This window comes from Micromonospora sp. NPDC023633, assembly GCF_040640035.1.
Taxonomy (GTDB): Bacteria; Actinomycetota; Actinomycetes; order Mycobacteriales; family Micromonosporaceae; genus Micromonospora.
Map to the genome: position 1 here is coordinate 24851 of NZ_JBFABB010000032.1, position 15020 is coordinate 39870.

General features: G+C 72.5%; 16 protein-coding genes. 7 read left to right on the forward strand and 9 right to left on the reverse strand.

The window, feature by feature from the left end; all coding sequences use genetic code 11:
• Window positions 1–96 precede the first annotated feature (96 nt).
• From AB0G13_RS12970 to AB0G13_RS12995, 6 genes are all read left to right on the forward strand, one after another.
• Window positions 97–423 (forward strand): metalloregulator ArsR/SmtB family transcription factor, encoded by a 327-nt coding sequence (locus AB0G13_RS12970; protein WP_357873014.1) that lies wholly within the window; start codon window positions 97–99, stop codon window positions 421–423.
• Window positions 423–920: an N-acetyltransferase family protein gene (locus AB0G13_RS12975; protein ID WP_357873016.1), complete on the forward strand. Its 498-nt coding sequence runs from the start codon at window positions 423–425 to the stop codon at window positions 918–920. Before AB0G13_RS12970 ends, AB0G13_RS12975 begins: the two co-directional genes overlap by 1 nt.
• 74 nt (window positions 921–994) lie before the next feature.
• Entirely contained in the window at window positions 995–2413 is a 1419-nt protein-coding gene (locus tag AB0G13_RS12980) for an FAD-dependent oxidoreductase (protein WP_357873019.1), read from the forward strand.
• Between the two features lie 124 nt (window positions 2414–2537).
• Window positions 2538–3932, forward strand: coding sequence for a hypothetical protein (locus AB0G13_RS12985; protein ID WP_357873022.1), 1395 nt, complete (start codon window positions 2538–2540; stop codon window positions 3930–3932).
• Between the two features lie 199 nt (window positions 3933–4131).
• A complete protein-coding gene (locus AB0G13_RS12990) occupies window positions 4132–4638 on the forward strand; it encodes a hypothetical protein (RefSeq protein WP_357873024.1) in 507 nt (168 codons plus the stop codon).
• 102 nt (window positions 4639–4740) lie between these two features.
• Complete coding sequence (locus AB0G13_RS12995; protein WP_357873027.1) at window positions 4741–5238, forward strand: X2-like carbohydrate binding domain-containing protein; 498 nt, start codon at window positions 4741–4743, stop codon at window positions 5236–5238.
• 244 nt (window positions 5239–5482) lie between these two features.
• Here AB0G13_RS12995 and AB0G13_RS13000 read toward each other — a convergent pair whose 3' ends face one another.
• The 6 genes from AB0G13_RS13000 to AB0G13_RS13025 are packed head-to-tail and all read right to left on the reverse strand — an operon-like array spanning window position 5483 to window position 10562.
• The gene (locus tag AB0G13_RS13000) at window positions 5483–6781 is read right to left on the reverse strand and encodes an SDR family oxidoreductase (RefSeq protein WP_357873030.1); all 1299 of its coding nucleotides are present in this window, start codon (window positions 6779–6781) and stop codon (window positions 5483–5485) included.
• A 59-nt stretch (window positions 6782–6840) separates the two neighbouring features.
• Window positions 6841–8394: a long-chain-fatty-acid--CoA ligase gene (locus tag AB0G13_RS13005; protein ID WP_357873032.1), complete on the reverse strand. Its 1554-nt coding sequence runs from the start codon at window positions 8392–8394 to the stop codon at window positions 6841–6843.
• Window positions 8391–8642: an acyl carrier protein gene (locus tag AB0G13_RS13010; RefSeq protein WP_357873034.1), complete on the reverse strand. Its 252-nt coding sequence runs from the start codon at window positions 8640–8642 to the stop codon at window positions 8391–8393. Before AB0G13_RS13010 ends, AB0G13_RS13005 begins: the two co-directional genes overlap by 4 nt.
• A gap of 2 nt (window positions 8643–8644) precedes the next feature.
• Window positions 8645–8917 (reverse strand): phosphopantetheine-binding protein, encoded by a 273-nt coding sequence (locus tag AB0G13_RS13015; protein WP_357873037.1) that lies wholly within the window; start codon window positions 8915–8917, stop codon window positions 8645–8647.
• Window positions 8914–9924, reverse strand: a complete 1011-nt coding sequence (locus AB0G13_RS13020) for a hypothetical protein (protein WP_357873039.1) — start codon at window positions 9922–9924, stop codon at window positions 8914–8916. The genes AB0G13_RS13015 and AB0G13_RS13020 overlap by 4 nt, the downstream gene beginning before the upstream one ends.
• Complete coding sequence (locus AB0G13_RS13025; RefSeq protein ID WP_357873041.1) at window positions 9921–10562, reverse strand: hypothetical protein; 642 nt, start codon at window positions 10560–10562, stop codon at window positions 9921–9923. The genes AB0G13_RS13020 and AB0G13_RS13025 overlap by 4 nt, the downstream gene beginning before the upstream one ends.
• A gap of 261 nt (window positions 10563–10823) precedes the next feature.
• Here AB0G13_RS13025 and AB0G13_RS13030 point away from each other — a divergent pair, with 261 nt between their 5' ends.
• A complete protein-coding gene (locus AB0G13_RS13030; RefSeq protein ID WP_357873044.1) occupies window positions 10824–11879 on the forward strand; it encodes an NAD(P)/FAD-dependent oxidoreductase in 1056 nt (351 codons plus the stop codon).
• Between the two features lie 94 nt (window positions 11880–11973).
• Here the strand turns inward: AB0G13_RS13030 and AB0G13_RS13035 are convergent, their stop codons facing one another.
• Genes AB0G13_RS13035 through AB0G13_RS13045 form a run of 3 tightly spaced genes read right to left on the reverse strand, consistent with a single transcriptional unit; the run spans window position 11974 to window position 14970 of the window.
• Complete coding sequence (locus AB0G13_RS13035) at window positions 11974–12849, reverse strand: TauD/TfdA family dioxygenase (RefSeq protein ID WP_357873046.1); 876 nt, start codon at window positions 12847–12849, stop codon at window positions 11974–11976.
• A gap of 22 nt (window positions 12850–12871) precedes the next feature.
• A complete protein-coding gene (locus AB0G13_RS13040) occupies window positions 12872–13555 on the reverse strand; it encodes a hypothetical protein (protein WP_357873049.1) in 684 nt (227 codons plus the stop codon).
• Window positions 13552–14970, reverse strand: coding sequence for a transposase (locus AB0G13_RS13045; protein ID WP_357873052.1), 1419 nt, complete (start codon window positions 14968–14970; stop codon window positions 13552–13554). The genes AB0G13_RS13040 and AB0G13_RS13045 overlap by 4 nt, the downstream gene beginning before the upstream one ends.
• Window positions 14971–15020 lie beyond the last annotated feature (50 nt).

Sequence of the window (15020 nt, forward strand, 5' to 3'; positions counted from 1 at the left end):
CGCTACGACCACGCCCTCGTCGGCGCGTACACCCGTCGCGTCCTCGCCTGGTAGCGTTCGATCGTCAATCGGCGATAAGCGATAGAAGGAGTGGCGGTGGACGAGGTGCTCGACCGGACGACGGCGCAGACCTATGCGTCCTGGTTCCGTGCCCTGGCCGACCCGACCCGGGTGCAGATCGTCGAATACCTCGCCCGGCGCGCCCGGCCGATGAGTGTGGGGGAGATCGTCGCCGCGATCGGCCTGGCGCAGTCCACCGTCTCCCAGCACCTGAAGATCCTGACCGAGGTGCGGTTCGTGCTCGTGGAGCCGGTCGGTACCGCCCGCCACTACCGCATCAACGACGCCTGCGTCGGTTGCTTCCCCTCCGCCGCCGACGTCGTCATGGGCCGCCCCGCCCCCTGTCCGAACGGGGCCTGCTGATGGCCGCCGCCACCGTCCGCCCGATGCGCCCGCGCGACGCCGAGCGGGTGCTGGCGATCTACCAGGCCGGTCTCGACGGCGGCGAGGCCAGCTTCGAGACGAGCGCGCCCACCTGGGCCGCCTTCGACGCGGCCAGGCTGCCCGACCACCGCTTCGTGGCCGTCGACGGCGGCGACAGGGTGGTCGGCTGGGTCGCCGTCTCGCCGACCTCGGCCCGCGCCGTCTACGCCGGAGTGGTGGAGCACTCCGTCTACGTCGACCCCGGCGCGCGGGGTCGTGGCGTGGCCCGGCTCCTGCTGGACGCGCTTGTCGCCTCGACCGAGGCGGCTGGCATCTGGACCATCCAGTCCGGTGTCTTTCCGGAGAACACCGCCAGCCTCAGCCTGCACCGTCGGGCCGGCTTCCGCGTCATCGGCGTTCGCGAACGGGTGGGCCGCCACCACGGCCGGTGGCGCGACGTCGTCCTCCTCGAGCGGCGCAGTCCGGTCGTCGCCTGACTTCTCCCGCCCCCGGAAGCCGGCCCCGTCCGGCCCTTTGATTCGACAGTTTCCTATCCAAGTGGAGTTGTCTGATGAGTACCCTGAACGACCTGCCCGTCGTGGTGATCGGCGCCGGACCGGTGGGCCTGGCCGCCGCCGCCCACCTGCACGAGCGTGGCATCGCCTGCACCGTCCTGGAGGCCGGCGACACCCCGGGCGCGGCGGTGCGGCAGTGGGGACACGTGCGGGTGTTCTCCCCGTGGCGCTACGACATCGACCCCGCCGCCCGCCGGCTCCTGGACGACGCCGGCTGGGTCGCCCCCGACCCGGAGGCCCTGCCCACCGGCGCGGAGCTGGTCAGCGACTACCTTCAGCCCCTCGCGGAGCTGCCGGCCCTCAAGCCGCACCTGCGCTACGGCGCCCGGGTCGAGGCGATCAGCCGCCTCGGCCTGGACCGGCTGCGCACCGCCGGCCGCGAGCACACGCCATTCCTGATCCGCCTCGCCGACGGCGCCGAACTCCTCGCCCGCGCGGTCATCGACGCCTCCGGCACCTGGTCCACCCCGAACGTCCTCGGCGCCTCCGGCCTGCCCGCCCGTGGCGAGGCCGACGCCGCCGCGTTCCTGGAGCACGCGCTGCCGGACGTCCTCGGCGCGGACCGGGCGCGGTTCGCCGGCCGGCACACCCTCGTCGTGGGCGCGGGGCACTCCGCCGCGAACACGCTGCTGTCGCTGGCGGAGCTGGCCGCCGCCGAACCCGGCACCACGGTCACCTGGGCGATCCGCTCGGCCAGCCCCGTCCGCACCTACGGCGGCGGGGACGCCGATGCCCTCCCGGCGCGCGGTGCCCTCGGCTCCCGGCTGCGCGAGCACGTCGACGCGGGCCGGATCCGGCTGCTCACCGGCTTCTCCGTGCACGCGCTCACCCCGACCGACGGCCGCGTCGCGGTCGTCGTCCGGCACGCCGACGGCGGCGAGGAGCCGATCACCGTCGACCGGATCGTCGCCGCGACCGGCTTCCGGCCCGACCACTCGATCGCCGCCGAGCTGCGACTGGACCTGGACCCGGTGATGGGCGCCACCCGGGCCCTGGCCCCGCTGATCGACCCGAACGAGCACTCCTGCGGCACCGTGCCCCCGCACGGGGTCGACGAGCTGTCCCACCCGGAGGCCGGCTACTACGCGGTCGGCATGAAGAGCTACGGCCGGGCGCCGACGTTCCTCATGGCCACCGGTTACGAGCAGGTCCGCTCCGTCGTCGCCGCCCTCGCCGGGGACTGGGCTGCCGCCCGCGACGTCCAGCTGGACCTGCCCGAGACCGGGGTGTGCAACAGCAACCCCGCCGAGTCCGTCGACGGCGACGGCTGCTGCGGTCCCGCTCCCGCCGCCGAGCCGGCCGGTCGCGGTCTCGCCACCGGCATCTCCGGGGGCCTGCTCTCCACCCCGCTGCGCCTGGTGACCCTCGATGCCGCCCCCACCAGCGGTCCGGCCGGCGGCTGCTGCGCCAGCTGATGCCGCCAGGACGGTGCCCGCCGACGCCACGGTCGCGGGCACCGCCTGACCTCGGCGGAGCGCGCCGCCCCCTCGAAGACCTCGCGCGGTGGTATCAAGGACCGACGTCTGCCGAGGAGGTGCAGTGCAGAGCTTCGCCCGTACGTTCGTCGGCAACCTCGCGCTCTTCACCCTGTTCGGGGTGGCGGGGCCGATCCTGCTGGTCTTCGGGGCCCTGGGCGTCGCCGATGCGAGCGGCGCCGACCGGGGAGTCCCGCTGGCCTTCCTGCTCGCCGGGCTGGGGTCCACCCTCGCGACCTCCGTCGCGGCCTTCCTCTTCACCCGGAAGCACTTCCGGGTCATCACCGAGCGCGACCGGGTGTCCACGGCGGCCCACTGGGACGACGACACCCTCGCCATGTGGACCCCCCACGCCCGTATTCCGATCCAGGCCGGCCGGTTGGCCGTGGCCGAGGTGCGCGAGGCGACGTTCGTGTCGTACGGCGAGGACTGGGAGGCGACCTACCAGGACTACGGGAGTGACCTCGACCCCGACGAGCCGAAGCCGCGCATCCGGCTCAGGCTGCGGGTCCACCCCGACGGCGGCGAGCCGTTCGAGTCGACGCACACGTGGCGCGTGCCGTCCCTCTGCCTGGCGGCCGTCACCGCGGGGCGACTCGTCGCCGTCGTCCATCCCGACGTTGCCGAGGAGTTCGGCATCGACTGGCCGCGCAGCGCCCTGCTGTCGGGCGTCAGGACGTGCAGGCTGCGCGGTCTCGACGGCCGGCACGTCGTGCTGACCGGGCGCCCGGATCTCCTGCTGGAGCTGTGGCGGATCACGGGGACGGGGGCTGCGGGCCGGATCGCCATGGACGGCGACACGATCGACCTGCGACGCGCCGACCCTGCCGTCGCGACGCGGCTCCAGGGCCTCGTCGAACGGGCCGCCGGCGGGTGGCCGACGCCCGAGCCGGTGCCGGACGGGCGGGCCAGGTGGGTGGTCGACCGGCTGCCTGCCGAGAAGGGCGCGTTCGGCGGCGTGGACCGCCGGTGGGCCCGCCACGGCGGGCACCTCGTCCGCGGCCGGTTCCTGGAGTTGCGGGGCACGACGACGTTCCAGTACGTCGGCCCGGTGCTGGAGACCGTCCTGCGCGTCTTCCCCGCCGACGGCGCCCGCCCGATCGACCTGGGCAGGAAACTGACCGTGCCGCTGACCTACCTCGCGCTGCTGCACCGCACGAGGCAACTCGTCGTGCGGGTCGGTCCCGACGGTCGGTCGTACGAGATCGACTGGGAGCGCACCGCCCTCGCTACCGGGGTGAGCCCGGCCCTCGTGATCGGACCCGACGGCCGGCGGTTCGACCTGACCGGCCGGTTCGACGCCCTACTGGCCATCATGCGGCTGCTCGTGGCGAACCGGGTGAGCGTCCCCGGCACCGTCCTGGACCTGCGCGACCGCCGACCCTCCGCCGTGGCGGCACAGGTCATGGAGGTGGTCCGCGCGGACCACGACCGGCACGCGCAGCGGGGCTTCCCGTAGGCCGTCGCCCGTCGCGCCGTTCCCGTCGCCCGCGCGTCCGCCCCGGAGGTCCCGCGACGGCCTCTCCGGGCGGCGGTGCGCCGCTCGGCAGCGGCAGGCGGCCCCGGTCAGGTTGGTGACCGTCTGCTTGCCGTGCGTGACCGGATGGCCGAGGGTCGAGCCGTACCCACATCCGCCGCACGTGCGCCCGAGGAGTCCCATGCAGCCGTTCGACCTGACCAGTGGCGACCAGATCCTCCACCAGCCCGCGCTGGCGAACAACGTCAGCGGGATGAACCTCTCCGTACGGACCGATCTCGGCACCCGCGTGGAGGCGTGGCGGGCGGGGCCCACCGTTACCGGTGACCAGAGGTTCTTCTGCCACGGCTACTCGCTGGGCACCTTCGGCAGGCACACGTACACGGTGTGGGGCGGCTTCCTGCCGCAGGTGCTGGCCGACGAGTACCAGACGCTCGGGCGGATCGACAACGCGCGGAACGTCGCGGCCAAGGACGTGCTGGTCTGGTGGCTGGGGGGCACGGACGCGTACCACTCCGCGGTGGTGGAGAAGCCGGCGTTCCTGCCCACCGGCGCCCTGGACCAAGCCCGCACGACGGTCAGCTCGAAGACCGGCACCGGCCCGCTGTGGATCGGTGTGCTGGCTGAGGACGTGAAGCAGCAGTACCGGGCCGCCGCGTACATCGAGGTGTACCGCCGCAACGCGTGACGCGGACCGCGGGGCGTACCGGCCCGATCGCCGCCAGGTCGCTGACCCCTGAACCTCAACGGCACCGCCTTCCAGGGGCTGTACCAGGGCGGCGCCGCCCTCGTGCGGGGCGCCGACTACACCGTGTCGGGCGACCAGCTCACGCTCACCGCGAGTGCCCTGACCCGGCTGGTCGGCAACCGGGCGTACGGCGTGAACGCCACCCTGCACGCCCGCTTCTCGGCCGGGGTGCCGTGGCGGATCGACGTGGTCACGTACGACCCGCCGGTGCTGTCGAACGCGACCGGGAACACTACCTCGTTCGCCGTTCCGACCCAGTTCCGTGGTGATCAGCTCGCCACGATGGAGGCGAGGTACGCCGACGGCAGCAACGCCGGCCCGCACGACTGGACGTCGTTCAAGGAGTTCGACGTGGCCTTCGCCCCCGACTACACGGGCAACCGCATCACGTTGACCGACACCTTCTTCGGGGCGGTCGACGACGGCACCCGGGTGACCCTCACCTTCCACTTCTGGAGCGGTACGACCGTCACCTACCACATCACCAGGTCGGGCGGCAGCGTCACCGGCGTCACCGCCAGCGCCACCCGGATGGGCTGACCCCGTACCGGTGTCCTGCGGCCGGGACGGGTCGTGGCCGTCAGCCGGTCACGGCCCGTTCGGCGTAGCCGATCCGCCGCGCTGCGATCAGCGCGCGCAGCTGTCGAGCCTGTGGCCAGGAGCAGTACGCCGCCGACCGCGACGCGCACACCGGCCACCGCAGTGACAGCGCCCACCCGCCCGCCGCCGGCTGACCTGGTCGGACGCCGGGTCAGCCGGCCGCTGCGGCGCGAGGCGGGGCAGGTCAGACGGCCCCGACGGCCACCGGCTCGGGAGCGGGGGCCGGGGCGGGAACGGACGCCGGGACGGCGACGGGAGCCGGCGCGGCCTCGGGCAGGTACCTGCCGAGCTTGCGGATCCGCCTGGCGTTGTTCTCCATGACGTCGATCGACGGCAGGTCGGCGTCGACCCGCACGACCGTCGGGTTCGCGGCGGCGGTGTGGATGTTGTTCAACAGCGTGTGGAACGACCGCGGGAACAGCGAACTCACGAACTTCGACTGCTGCCGGCCGCGCCGGATGCTGGCCACCGGCTTCGACCAGTCGATCTGGCCGGGCCGGAACCGGTGCTGGCGGATGAGCTCACGGCGGAACGTCTTCCACGGCACCAGCTTCAGCTTGAACCGCTCGGCGATCTCCTCGGTGGTCACGGGAGTCACCGGGTAGCTGATCACCCGAGGCGCGTCCGACAGCGCGTTGGCCACCACGGACCGGGCCAGCACGTCACCCGCCACGACCGGACTGGTGACCTCCGAGTCCCAGACCATGCCGAGCTGGAGGACGTGCGAGATCATGTTCCAGAACGAGTACTCCATCCCGGGGTCCTTGAACCCGGTGCTCGGCCCGCCCAGCGCGAACGGCGCCTGGTAGATGTGGATCGGCACGCCGTCGCGGTTCGCCCGCAGGCTGATGTGCTTGACGACCCACTTCATCCGGCTGTAGCCGGTGTAGAAGAAGCTGTTGCGGTAGAAGTCGCGCCACTGCTGGTAGACCTCGCTGCCGACCGAGCCGATGACGTGCAGCGTCTTGAACCGCTTCTGCAGGCAGAACTCGGCGAGCCGGAGCGTCGGCAGCACCTTCTCCTGGCGGTACCGGGCGTAGGGGTAGTCGTGGGTCGTCGCCCCCGCGGCGTCGATGACCACGTCGACCTCGGTGAGCAGCTGGTCGTAGGCGGCGGGGGAGAGCCCCATCGCCGGCTCCAGGTAGCTGCCCTCCAGGACCGACAGCTTCCCGGTGTCGGGCAGCTCCATCTTGTACTTGCGCAGCTGCCGGGCGATGCGGTCCTCCCCGGACTTGTCGCCCTTGCGGCGCACCAGGGCGTAGACCGTCGCGACCCGGGCGTCGCCGAGGAGCTCACGCAGCATGTGCATGCCGACGTAGCCGTTCGCGCCCAGCAGGAGCACGTTCCTCGGCTCGTCGTCGCCGCGTCGCGGCAGTCTCTTCGCGACCGCTCGCGGATCCTCCGAGTAGCCGAGCGAGATCCGGTTGGGGTTGCCCATCGAGAGCGCGACGCGGTCACTGTGGTGGCGCAGGAAAATGTGCATGGGTCCGCCTTTGCATGGTGAGTGAGGGTCGTGGAGCCAGAACGGCACCGGGCGGGCGGCTAGGCCACGCGCCGGTCCAGGTGCTGCCAGAACCGTTCACGCAGCTCCCGGCGGAGAAGCTTTCCGCTGGGGTTGCGGGGCAGCTGGTCGACGAACTCGAAGCTCGCCGGGATCTTGAAGTCGGCGATCCGTCCCCGCAGGAACGGGGTGAGTTCGCGGGCGGTCGTCGGCTGGTCGGGGTGGGTCACCACGAAGCAGTGCACGACCTCGCCCCAGTGCTCGTGCGGCACGGCGACGGCGGCGGCCTCGACCACGCCCGGGTACGCGCACACCGCGTTCTCGATCTCCGCCGGATAGACGTTCTCGCCGGCCACGATGATCGTGTCCTTGATCCGGTCGCGTACGAACAGGAAGCCCTCGTCGTCCAGGTAGCCGGCGTCGCCGGTGTGCAGCCAGCCGTCGACCAGGGTCGCGGCGGTGGCGTCGGGCAGGCCCCGGTACTCGATCATCCGAGCGGGGGTCCGCAGGCAGATCTCGCCGACCTCGAACGGTGGCAGGACGCGGCCCGTACCGTCGATGATCTTCACGCCGAAGCCCGGGTACGGCCGGCCGGCCGCCTGCATGCGCGGCCCCCCGACGACGTGCTCCGACGGCGGCAGGCAGACCGCGGTGTTGCCGCTCTCGGACAGGCCGTAGATCTGCGCGAACTCGCAGCCGAACATCTCGATGCTGCGGCCCAGCAGCGCCTCGGAGATCGGCGACCCGCCGTAGACGATCTTGCGCAGCGAGACGAAGTCCTCCCGCTTCGGTCGGGGCGGGGCGAGCATCATCTGCAGCTGGGCCGGCACGACGCACGCCGTGGTGACGCCGTGCCGCCGGATGAGGCGGACCGCCTCGTGCCCGGCGAACACCCGGACCGAGACGTTGGTGACGCCGGCGCTGAACCCCTGGATCGACCACCAGAGCCCACCGATGTGGAACCCGGGGATGCCGATCAGGCTCACGTCGTCCGGCCGCCAGTCGATCCAGTCCAGGCCCTCGGAGGCGAGCGCGTCCCGCACCGCGAAGAAGCTGCGGTGCGCCAGCACGACACCCTTGGGGTTGCCCGTCGTGCCGCTGGTGTAGACCTGCGCCAGGGGCTGCTCCTCGCTCCAGGACGGGTCGAGGTCGCCGTCCTCGTCGGCCTGCCAGCCGGTGAAGCCGGCCAGCGACACGACCTCGCGCAGCTCGGGCAGGTCCGGTCGCAGCGTGTCGACGGTGTCCAGGAGGTCCTCGTCGCAGAAGAGGACCGTGCTGCCGGAGTCGCGCATGATGTGACGGATCTCGCCGGCGCGCAGCCGCCAGTTGATGGGGACCAGCACGGTGCCGGTCTTGGCGCAGGCGAACAGGATGTCGTAGTAGTGCTCGGACTCCTTGCCCAGGTAGGCGACGCGGTGCCCCGCCGTGACCCCGGCGCGCCGCAGGGCGTGCGCCGTCCGGTTGCTCGACCGGTGCAGCTGCGCGTAGCTGACGGAACGGTCCTCGCAGTGCACCGCCGGATGGTCGGGCCGCTGCCCGGCGTGGAAGGCGATGACGTCGTGCACCGTGCGCAGCTGCGGGTGGTACGCCGTCATCGGCCCGTTCCCTCCGGGACCGCCAGCGTCTCCTCGAGGAACCGCACGATCGCCGGGCCGGACGCGAGGGCCGGCAGCAGGTTCGGGTCGATCTCGATGCCGAACGCGTTCTCGAGCGCCATCATGAGCTGGATCTGGCGCAGCGAGGTCCAGCCCGGCACGGTGTCCGGATCGAGCTGCTCGGGCAGCTCGTCCGGTGCGACACCGAACACCGAGGCGACCACCTCGCGGACGCGGGTCTCCAACATTGCTACTCCTTGGGTGTCGCGCCGAGGCCCTGCCCCGGGGTGAAGAAACGTCGCGTGATCCGGGAGATCGTGCGGAAGTCGTCCGTGCTCACCTCGTCGAGGGAGATCTCCGTGCCCAGCTCCGCCTCGATCAGGTAGAGCAGCTCGACGAAGTGCATCGAGTTCAGGACGCCGGTGTCGACGAGGTCGTCGTCGACACCGACGGAGTCGATGTCCGGACACCTGGCGCGCAGGAACGCGGTGAGGAACTCGGGAACCGTCTCGGTCGTACTCATGACCCCTCCTGGGGGCGCGTCGGTGCGGGGAGGATCTTCGTGGTGACCCGGGCCGCCGCCGGTTCGCCGGCGCACCGGTGCTCGGCCACGGCCCGGCCGGTGGACAGGCCGGTCGGGATGAGCCGGTTGGTGCGCAGCGCGACGGCCGGATCCCGCAGCAGTGGGTTGGTGCCAGGCACGGTGGCGGAGAACAGCGCGAAGACCGGGTCGATGACCTTGGTCGCCCCGTCGGCGTCCTCGACCTCAACCCAGGCGTGGACCAGGTCGAGCATGCCGACCACCCAGCCGATCCGGGTGACCGCCGGGATGCCGGCCCGGACGCAGAGCTGCGCCAGGTACCGGCTCGCCGAGTCGCAGCTCGCGACGCCGTGCGTGGTCACCAGGTCGACGTCGTTCTGCAGGGCCTCGGGCAGCTTGACCCAGCGCAGCTCCATGGCGGCGAACTCGGCGGCGATCGCGCGCAGCTCCGGGGAGCGCAGCTCGGCCCGCTCGCCGCGGGTGTGGACGGTGGCGGTGACGGCGAGCTGCGACGCCGTACGGGTGACGGTGTCGCCGCTCGGCCAGTCGGCGTCCCCGGCGGGGTCGACCGTCAGGTCGTGCACCGCACCGCCGAGGCGTTCGGGGCGCGGCAGGGCCAGCGTGCTGGTCGGCTCCGGGCCGCACGCCTCGGCGGCGCAGGCGATCCGCGTCGCGAACCGGGAGGCGCGGGGCGCGAGCAGCTCCTCGGTCGACGAGCGCATCCACCGCAGCGAGTAGGCGAACGCCTGCTCCGGCACCGTCGTGCCGGTGCCGGAGTACAGCGCCAGGTTGAACAGGTCGCGCGAGTCGAACCGCTCCTGGCCCGGGTCGCCGCTGGCCCGCAGCCCGCGGTCGAGCAGCGTGGACAGCGTGTGGTCGTCGCAGCCGAGGACCTGCCTCGCCGAGGCGCGGTCGACGTCGTCGAGCCGGTGCTCCGGCGGGACCGCGAAGAGCGTGTCCAGCCCGCGGCACAGTGCGGCCGCCGTCATGACCGCGCCGGGTTGTCGCGCCACATCGTCTTGATGACGCTTCCGGTGCTCAGCACGTACTCGTCCACCGAGGTCCAGCCGAGCATCTCGTTGATCTGCACCTGCTCCGGGCCGGCCGAGGTCTCCAGGTAGCCCGGCAGGCCGAGGGCCTCGGCCCGTGCCTGGCCGGCGCGCATGAGGACGTAGCCGACGCCGACCGAGTCGACCCGCCGGCCGAGCACCGCGAACCACACGTGCGGGCGGCTGGGGCGCATCCGGTCCAGCGCGTTGGAGATCCGGACGGCGTGCACCACGGCCCGCGGCCCCGCGAGCAGGCACGCCACCGAGCGCAACGCCCAGCCCCACCACGGCGTGGTGCGCTCGTCGCCGTAGAGGACGAGGATCCCGTCGAGCCGGTCGGCACGGTACGCGGCGAGGGTGATGCCCGAGCTCATCAGCTGGGCGATCACCAGCTCCGCCAGGTAGAGGGCGGTCAGCGCCGACTTCCGCTGCCACCGGGGGAGCGAGCCGGCGGCGGCCCAGATGGCGCCGTTCTCGTACGCCTGGGCAAGCAGCCGGGCGCCCGCCCACAGCTGCCGCCACCGGAGGTCCCGAACCTCGAGTCTGGGCTCCGGTCGCGCGATCGTCTGACTGTTCACATTGCACCCCACGTCCGGACGGCAGCCCGCTGACCTGGTGAATTTAATGGTCTTGGGTAATCCGCCAGTAACAACGAGGCCCCTCCGACGGTTTCCGCGCGCGCGGTGGTTTCCGGCGGGCCCGACGGCACCGCCACCGCGACCGGTCCCCCCGCCCAGGCCGCTCCCTTCCCCGGGTCCGGTCCGGATGGGAGACTGAGCCGTGTCGCGTGACGACGTCGAGAGCCTGTCGGAGCACCACCGTGCCGAGTCGGTGCCGGCGTGATCGGCGGCCACTGGGAGGTCGTCGTGGTCGGCGGCCGGATCGCCGGGGCGTCCACCGCCTGGGCCCTCGCGCCGTACGCGGAGCGGATCCTCGTCCTGGACGCCTCCCGGCCCACCGCGTTCTGGCCGCAGCAGTCCACCTGGGACCGGTCCGGCAACCTCGCCTGGGCCGACATCGGCCTGCTGGAGACGGTCCTGGCCTGCGGCGCCCCGCGCACCTACGGCGACACCCAGCGCATCGGCGAGGACGTGGTGGAGCGGGTCTACCCGCGCGAGGACGCGTACTCGTACCGGATGAGCGTGCCCCGGGAGGTGCTGGACCCGGCGCTGCTGGCGGCGGCGCGCAGCCGGGGCAACGTCACCGTGCTGCGCCCGGCCCGGGTGCGGGACCTCACGATCGACGCGGGCCGGGTGCGCGGGGCGACCGTGCGGCACGGTGGCGTCGACAGCGAGGTCAGCTGTGACCTGCTGGTGCTGGCCGACGGCCGGCTGTCGCGCAACGCCGAACGCGTGGGGGCGGGCGCCTACCGGGTCGTCGAGTCACCGTGGTTCGCGCTGCTGGCGTACTACGAGAACCTCCCGCTGCCCACCGACCGCTCGTACTTCTCGTTGCAGGACCGCAGCGTCCTCATCTCGACGCCCTGCGGCGACAAGCAGTGGTGCGTGGCGCTGGACCTGCACCAGAGCCTGATTGACGAGACCGGCCGGCATCCGGCGCGCTCGTTTGAGCGGATGGTGCGCGACGATCCGCACCTCGGCCCGGCCGTCGCCGTGGGACGCCGGAGCACCTCGATCGGCGGCGCCGGCCGGATGCGCATGCTGCGCCGGCCGATGAGCGGGCCGGGCTGGTGCCTGGTCGGCGACGCCGGTTACCACCTGGACCCGGTCACCGCCCAGGGCACCCGGGCCGCCGTGGTCACGGCCCGGATCCTCCGGGACCGGATCGCGGGCGCCGGAGGCGTCGCGGGCGCGGACCTGACCGGCCTGACCGACGAACGCGACGCCGCCCTCGACGCGGACTGGGCCTACACCGAGCAGATCGTGCGCGGCTGACCGCTGACCGCTGACCGCTGACCGCTGACCGCTGACCGTCGCCCGGCGCTCGCCACCGGCCACCCGAGCCCGGCCGGCGACCCGACGTGGCCCGCTACCCCGCCGGCCGGCTGCCGTTGATGGTCACCCGCTGGCCGTAGCGGGAGTGCGGGTAGTAGTCCCACACGGCGTGGTGCTGGGTGCAGCGGTTGTCCCAGAACACCAGCGTGTTCGGCGTCCAACGGACCCGGCAGCTCAGGATCGGCTGCTGGGCGACCCAGCCGAAGAGCATGTCCAGCAGCGCCCGGCTCTCCTGCCGGGAGAGCTGCACGATGTGCGAGGTGAAGCCGGCGTTGACGAAGAGCAGCTTGCGACCGGTCTCCGGGTGGCGTACGACGACCGGGTGTTCGCTCTTCGGCACTACGTACTCCGGCGGCGGGGTGTGGCCCTGCCACGGGATCAGGCCGTCGTGGACCGCGGTCAGGCCGTCGAGGAAGGCGCGCATCGGCGGGGAGAGCATCTCGTACGCCAGGTGCATGTTCGCCCAGAGCGTGTCGCCACCGACGCCGATCTCCGGCGTCCTGGTGACGTAGAGCATCGAGCCCAGCGACGGCTCGGCCTCGGCGGTGCCGTCGGTGTGCCAGTCCTCGCCGGCCACGAACCGCGAGTCCCGCCCGGCGCTGATCTCGAGGATGGCGGGGTCGCCACCGTCGAGGTCGGCGAGGGGCTGCCGGCGCAGCTCGCCGAAGTGGCCGGCGAAGCGCTTGTGGTCCTCGGCGGAGAGCACCTGGTCGCGGAAGACCAGCACGTGGTGGGCGAGGAAGGCGCGCCTGACCTCGGCCAGCTGCTCGTCCGACAGCTCGGTGGCGAGGTCGATGCCGGAGACCTCCGCGCCGATGACCGGAGAGATCGGTCGGACGGTGATGGTCTCGTAGCGCTCCGGCGGGCGGGTCGTCGCCCGCTCGACGGCGGCAAGGACGTGCTCTTCCATTCGTTCCCTCCTGGATTCGGTGTCACAGTCCCCGGGCCAGCAGGTCGGCCACGATCAGCCGGCCGAAGGCGAGGTTGCCGTGGATCGGGTCGTCCGGCTCGCAGAACGCGGCCCGCTGCCGGCCCGCGCCGTCGGTGACCCGGGCCCGCAGATCCACGATCTCCACGCCGAGCGCGCCGAGCGCGCGGCGGATCGTCTCCTGGGCCGCCATGAAGACCAGCGGGTCGGACATCCCCGGCACCCGCTGCGGCGGCAGCACCGCGAGGACGCGCAGCCCCAGGTCGAGGGCGTGGCGGTAGAAGGCCAGCGCGTCGCGGGCCATGGCGCGCACGATGTCGTCGAAGAGCCCGCCGGAGAGGAAGCCCGCCGGGAAGGCGCCGTCGCCCGCCCGGTAGATCCGCCAGTTCTCGGTGGTGGCGAAGAAGTGGGCGCTCAGGCCGAACGTCGAGACCAGCGGGACGGCGAGCTGCCCGATGTCGGCCACGCCCAGCTCGGCCAGGAAGCCGCGGTGGCGTTCCTGCACGGCGGCGTCCCGGAACACCAGGCCGTCGTCGCGTACGTCGAAGAAGCCGACGTTGAAGTCGCGCCCCGAGCCGATCGGGCCACCGACGAAGGGCAACCCGGCGGCGGCCGCCGCGCGGGCGATCGGCCCGGCGTGCGAGTCGCCCAGCAGCAGGAACCTAGTGCTGTGTCCACTAACGTTCACCGGGTGTCCGGTGGGTTGTTGTGGATCCTCGCCGTGTGGGCGAGCGACTCCCCACCACTGATTGGTGGGGCGGGCCACAGCGGGCCAAACTGACCCTCGCGCTGCCCAAGTGGGCGGCGGGGGTCACGTCGGGATCGGCCAGCACCGGGGAGGTGCCGGCCGGCTCGACGGTGCGTGACCATCCCAGGCAGCACAGGCAGAGCTGTGGGGATGGTGGGTCCGCCGCCCGGGGTGCGGGCGGCGATGCTGGCCGCCGCGACGAGGTCGCGGTGGCCTGAGAACTGGCAGTGTGGGCAGGTCAGGGTCCGCCCTCGCGGCTTCGGCACACGCTGTCGGCAGGTGGGGCAGGTGGAGGATGTGCCGCGTTCGTTGACGAGTCGGAGGGTGATGCCGGCGAGGGTGGCCTTGTCGGTCAGGATCTGCAGGAGTCGGCCGATCTGCCACTGTCGTAGCCGCAGGTTGTGCCGCCGCCCCGCCGGTATCTGAAGGACGCCGCGGGGGTCGCCGACGTGCAGCACCCCGATCCGCTGACCGACCGCCCACGACACCACCGTGCCGGCGGCTTCGTGTTGGGCTTGGCGCACCCGACGTCGATGACGGGCCTCTACCCGGCGGGCCCGAATTCGGTACTGGCGCCACCGTCGTGATCCCCGCTGGCCGGGTTTCGGTGCCCGTCGGGCGACGGCGCGTTGGCGGGCTTTGGTGTCGACCAGGTGCATGCGATGCTCGGCACGGATCGCCCGCCCCGACACCAACAACGCCTCCCCGCCAGGGCCGGCGACTGCGTACGGGTGGATGATGCCCAGGTCCACGCCCGCCACCCTGGCCGGGTCCGGACCCTCACCCGCCGGGTACACGGTGATCGGGATCTCGGCGGTGACGTCGAGGAACAACCGGCCGCCCTCGCACAGTAGGGTGACCGAGCGGACCTGCTTGGCCGGATACGGGATCTCCCGCGCCAAGCGCACCCACACTGGCGCCGTGCCCTTCGCGGTGGGGATGCGCACGCGGTGGCCGTCGCGGGTGAACGTGCCGTGGTACCAGCGCACCGGCACTAACCCCCGCCGCCGCCTGGGAAACCTTGCCGACAGGTCGCCGGCCTTGCGGCGTTTCGCCGCCGCGAACCACGCATCCGAGAACCGGCGTAGCACCGACCGCGCCCCGGTCGAGTCCAGTTCGGCGAACGTGCCCGGGCCGGAGGCCGACAACTCGCGACACAACTTCTGATAGCCCGCCAGCGGCGGGTGTCGGCGGCGACGTCGCCACGCGTTGACCTCTAGTACGCACGCCCACACATCGCCGGCTGAGCGCAGCAGACCGAAACACCGCCGCCGCTGGCCCGGGGTCACCCGCAAAGCGACACGAGTGGTGCGGTGCACCACCGCTGGCGCTCTCGGATCTCGACGACGAGGCACAAACCGAAGCCAACACGACCGGTACGACAATCTTCACCTCCGAGGACCCG

Excerpts from the sequence above, each read along its gene's own strand:
- AB0G13_RS13020 (WP_357873039.1), bottom strand. The coding sequence starts at position 9,924 with ATGACGGCGGCCGCACTGTGCCGCGGGCTGGACACGCTCTTCGCGGTC.
- AB0G13_RS13015 (WP_357873037.1), bottom strand. The coding sequence starts at position 8,917 with ATGAGTACGACCGAGACGGTTCCCGAGTTCCTCACCGCGTTCCTGCGC.
- AB0G13_RS12980 (WP_357873019.1), top strand. The coding sequence starts at position 995 with ATGAGTACCCTGAACGACCTGCCCGTCGTGGTGATCGGCGCCGGACCG.
- AB0G13_RS12990 (WP_357873024.1), top strand. The coding sequence starts at position 4,132 with ATGCAGCCGTTCGACCTGACCAGTGGCGACCAGATCCTCCACCAGCCC.
- AB0G13_RS12975 (WP_357873016.1), top strand. The coding sequence starts at position 423 with ATGGCCGCCGCCACCGTCCGCCCGATGCGCCCGCGCGACGCCGAGCGG.
- AB0G13_RS13035 (WP_357873046.1), bottom strand. The coding sequence starts at position 12,849 with ATGGAAGAGCACGTCCTTGCCGCCGTCGAGCGGGCGACGACCCGCCCG.
- AB0G13_RS13005 (WP_357873032.1), bottom strand. The coding sequence starts at position 8,394 with ATGACGGCGTACCACCCGCAGCTGCGCACGGTGCACGACGTCATCGCC.
- AB0G13_RS13010 (WP_357873034.1), bottom strand. The coding sequence starts at position 8,642 with ATGTTGGAGACCCGCGTCCGCGAGGTGGTCGCCTCGGTGTTCGGTGTC.
- AB0G13_RS13000 (WP_357873030.1), bottom strand. The coding sequence starts at position 6,781 with ATGCACATTTTCCTGCGCCACCACAGTGACCGCGTCGCGCTCTCGATG.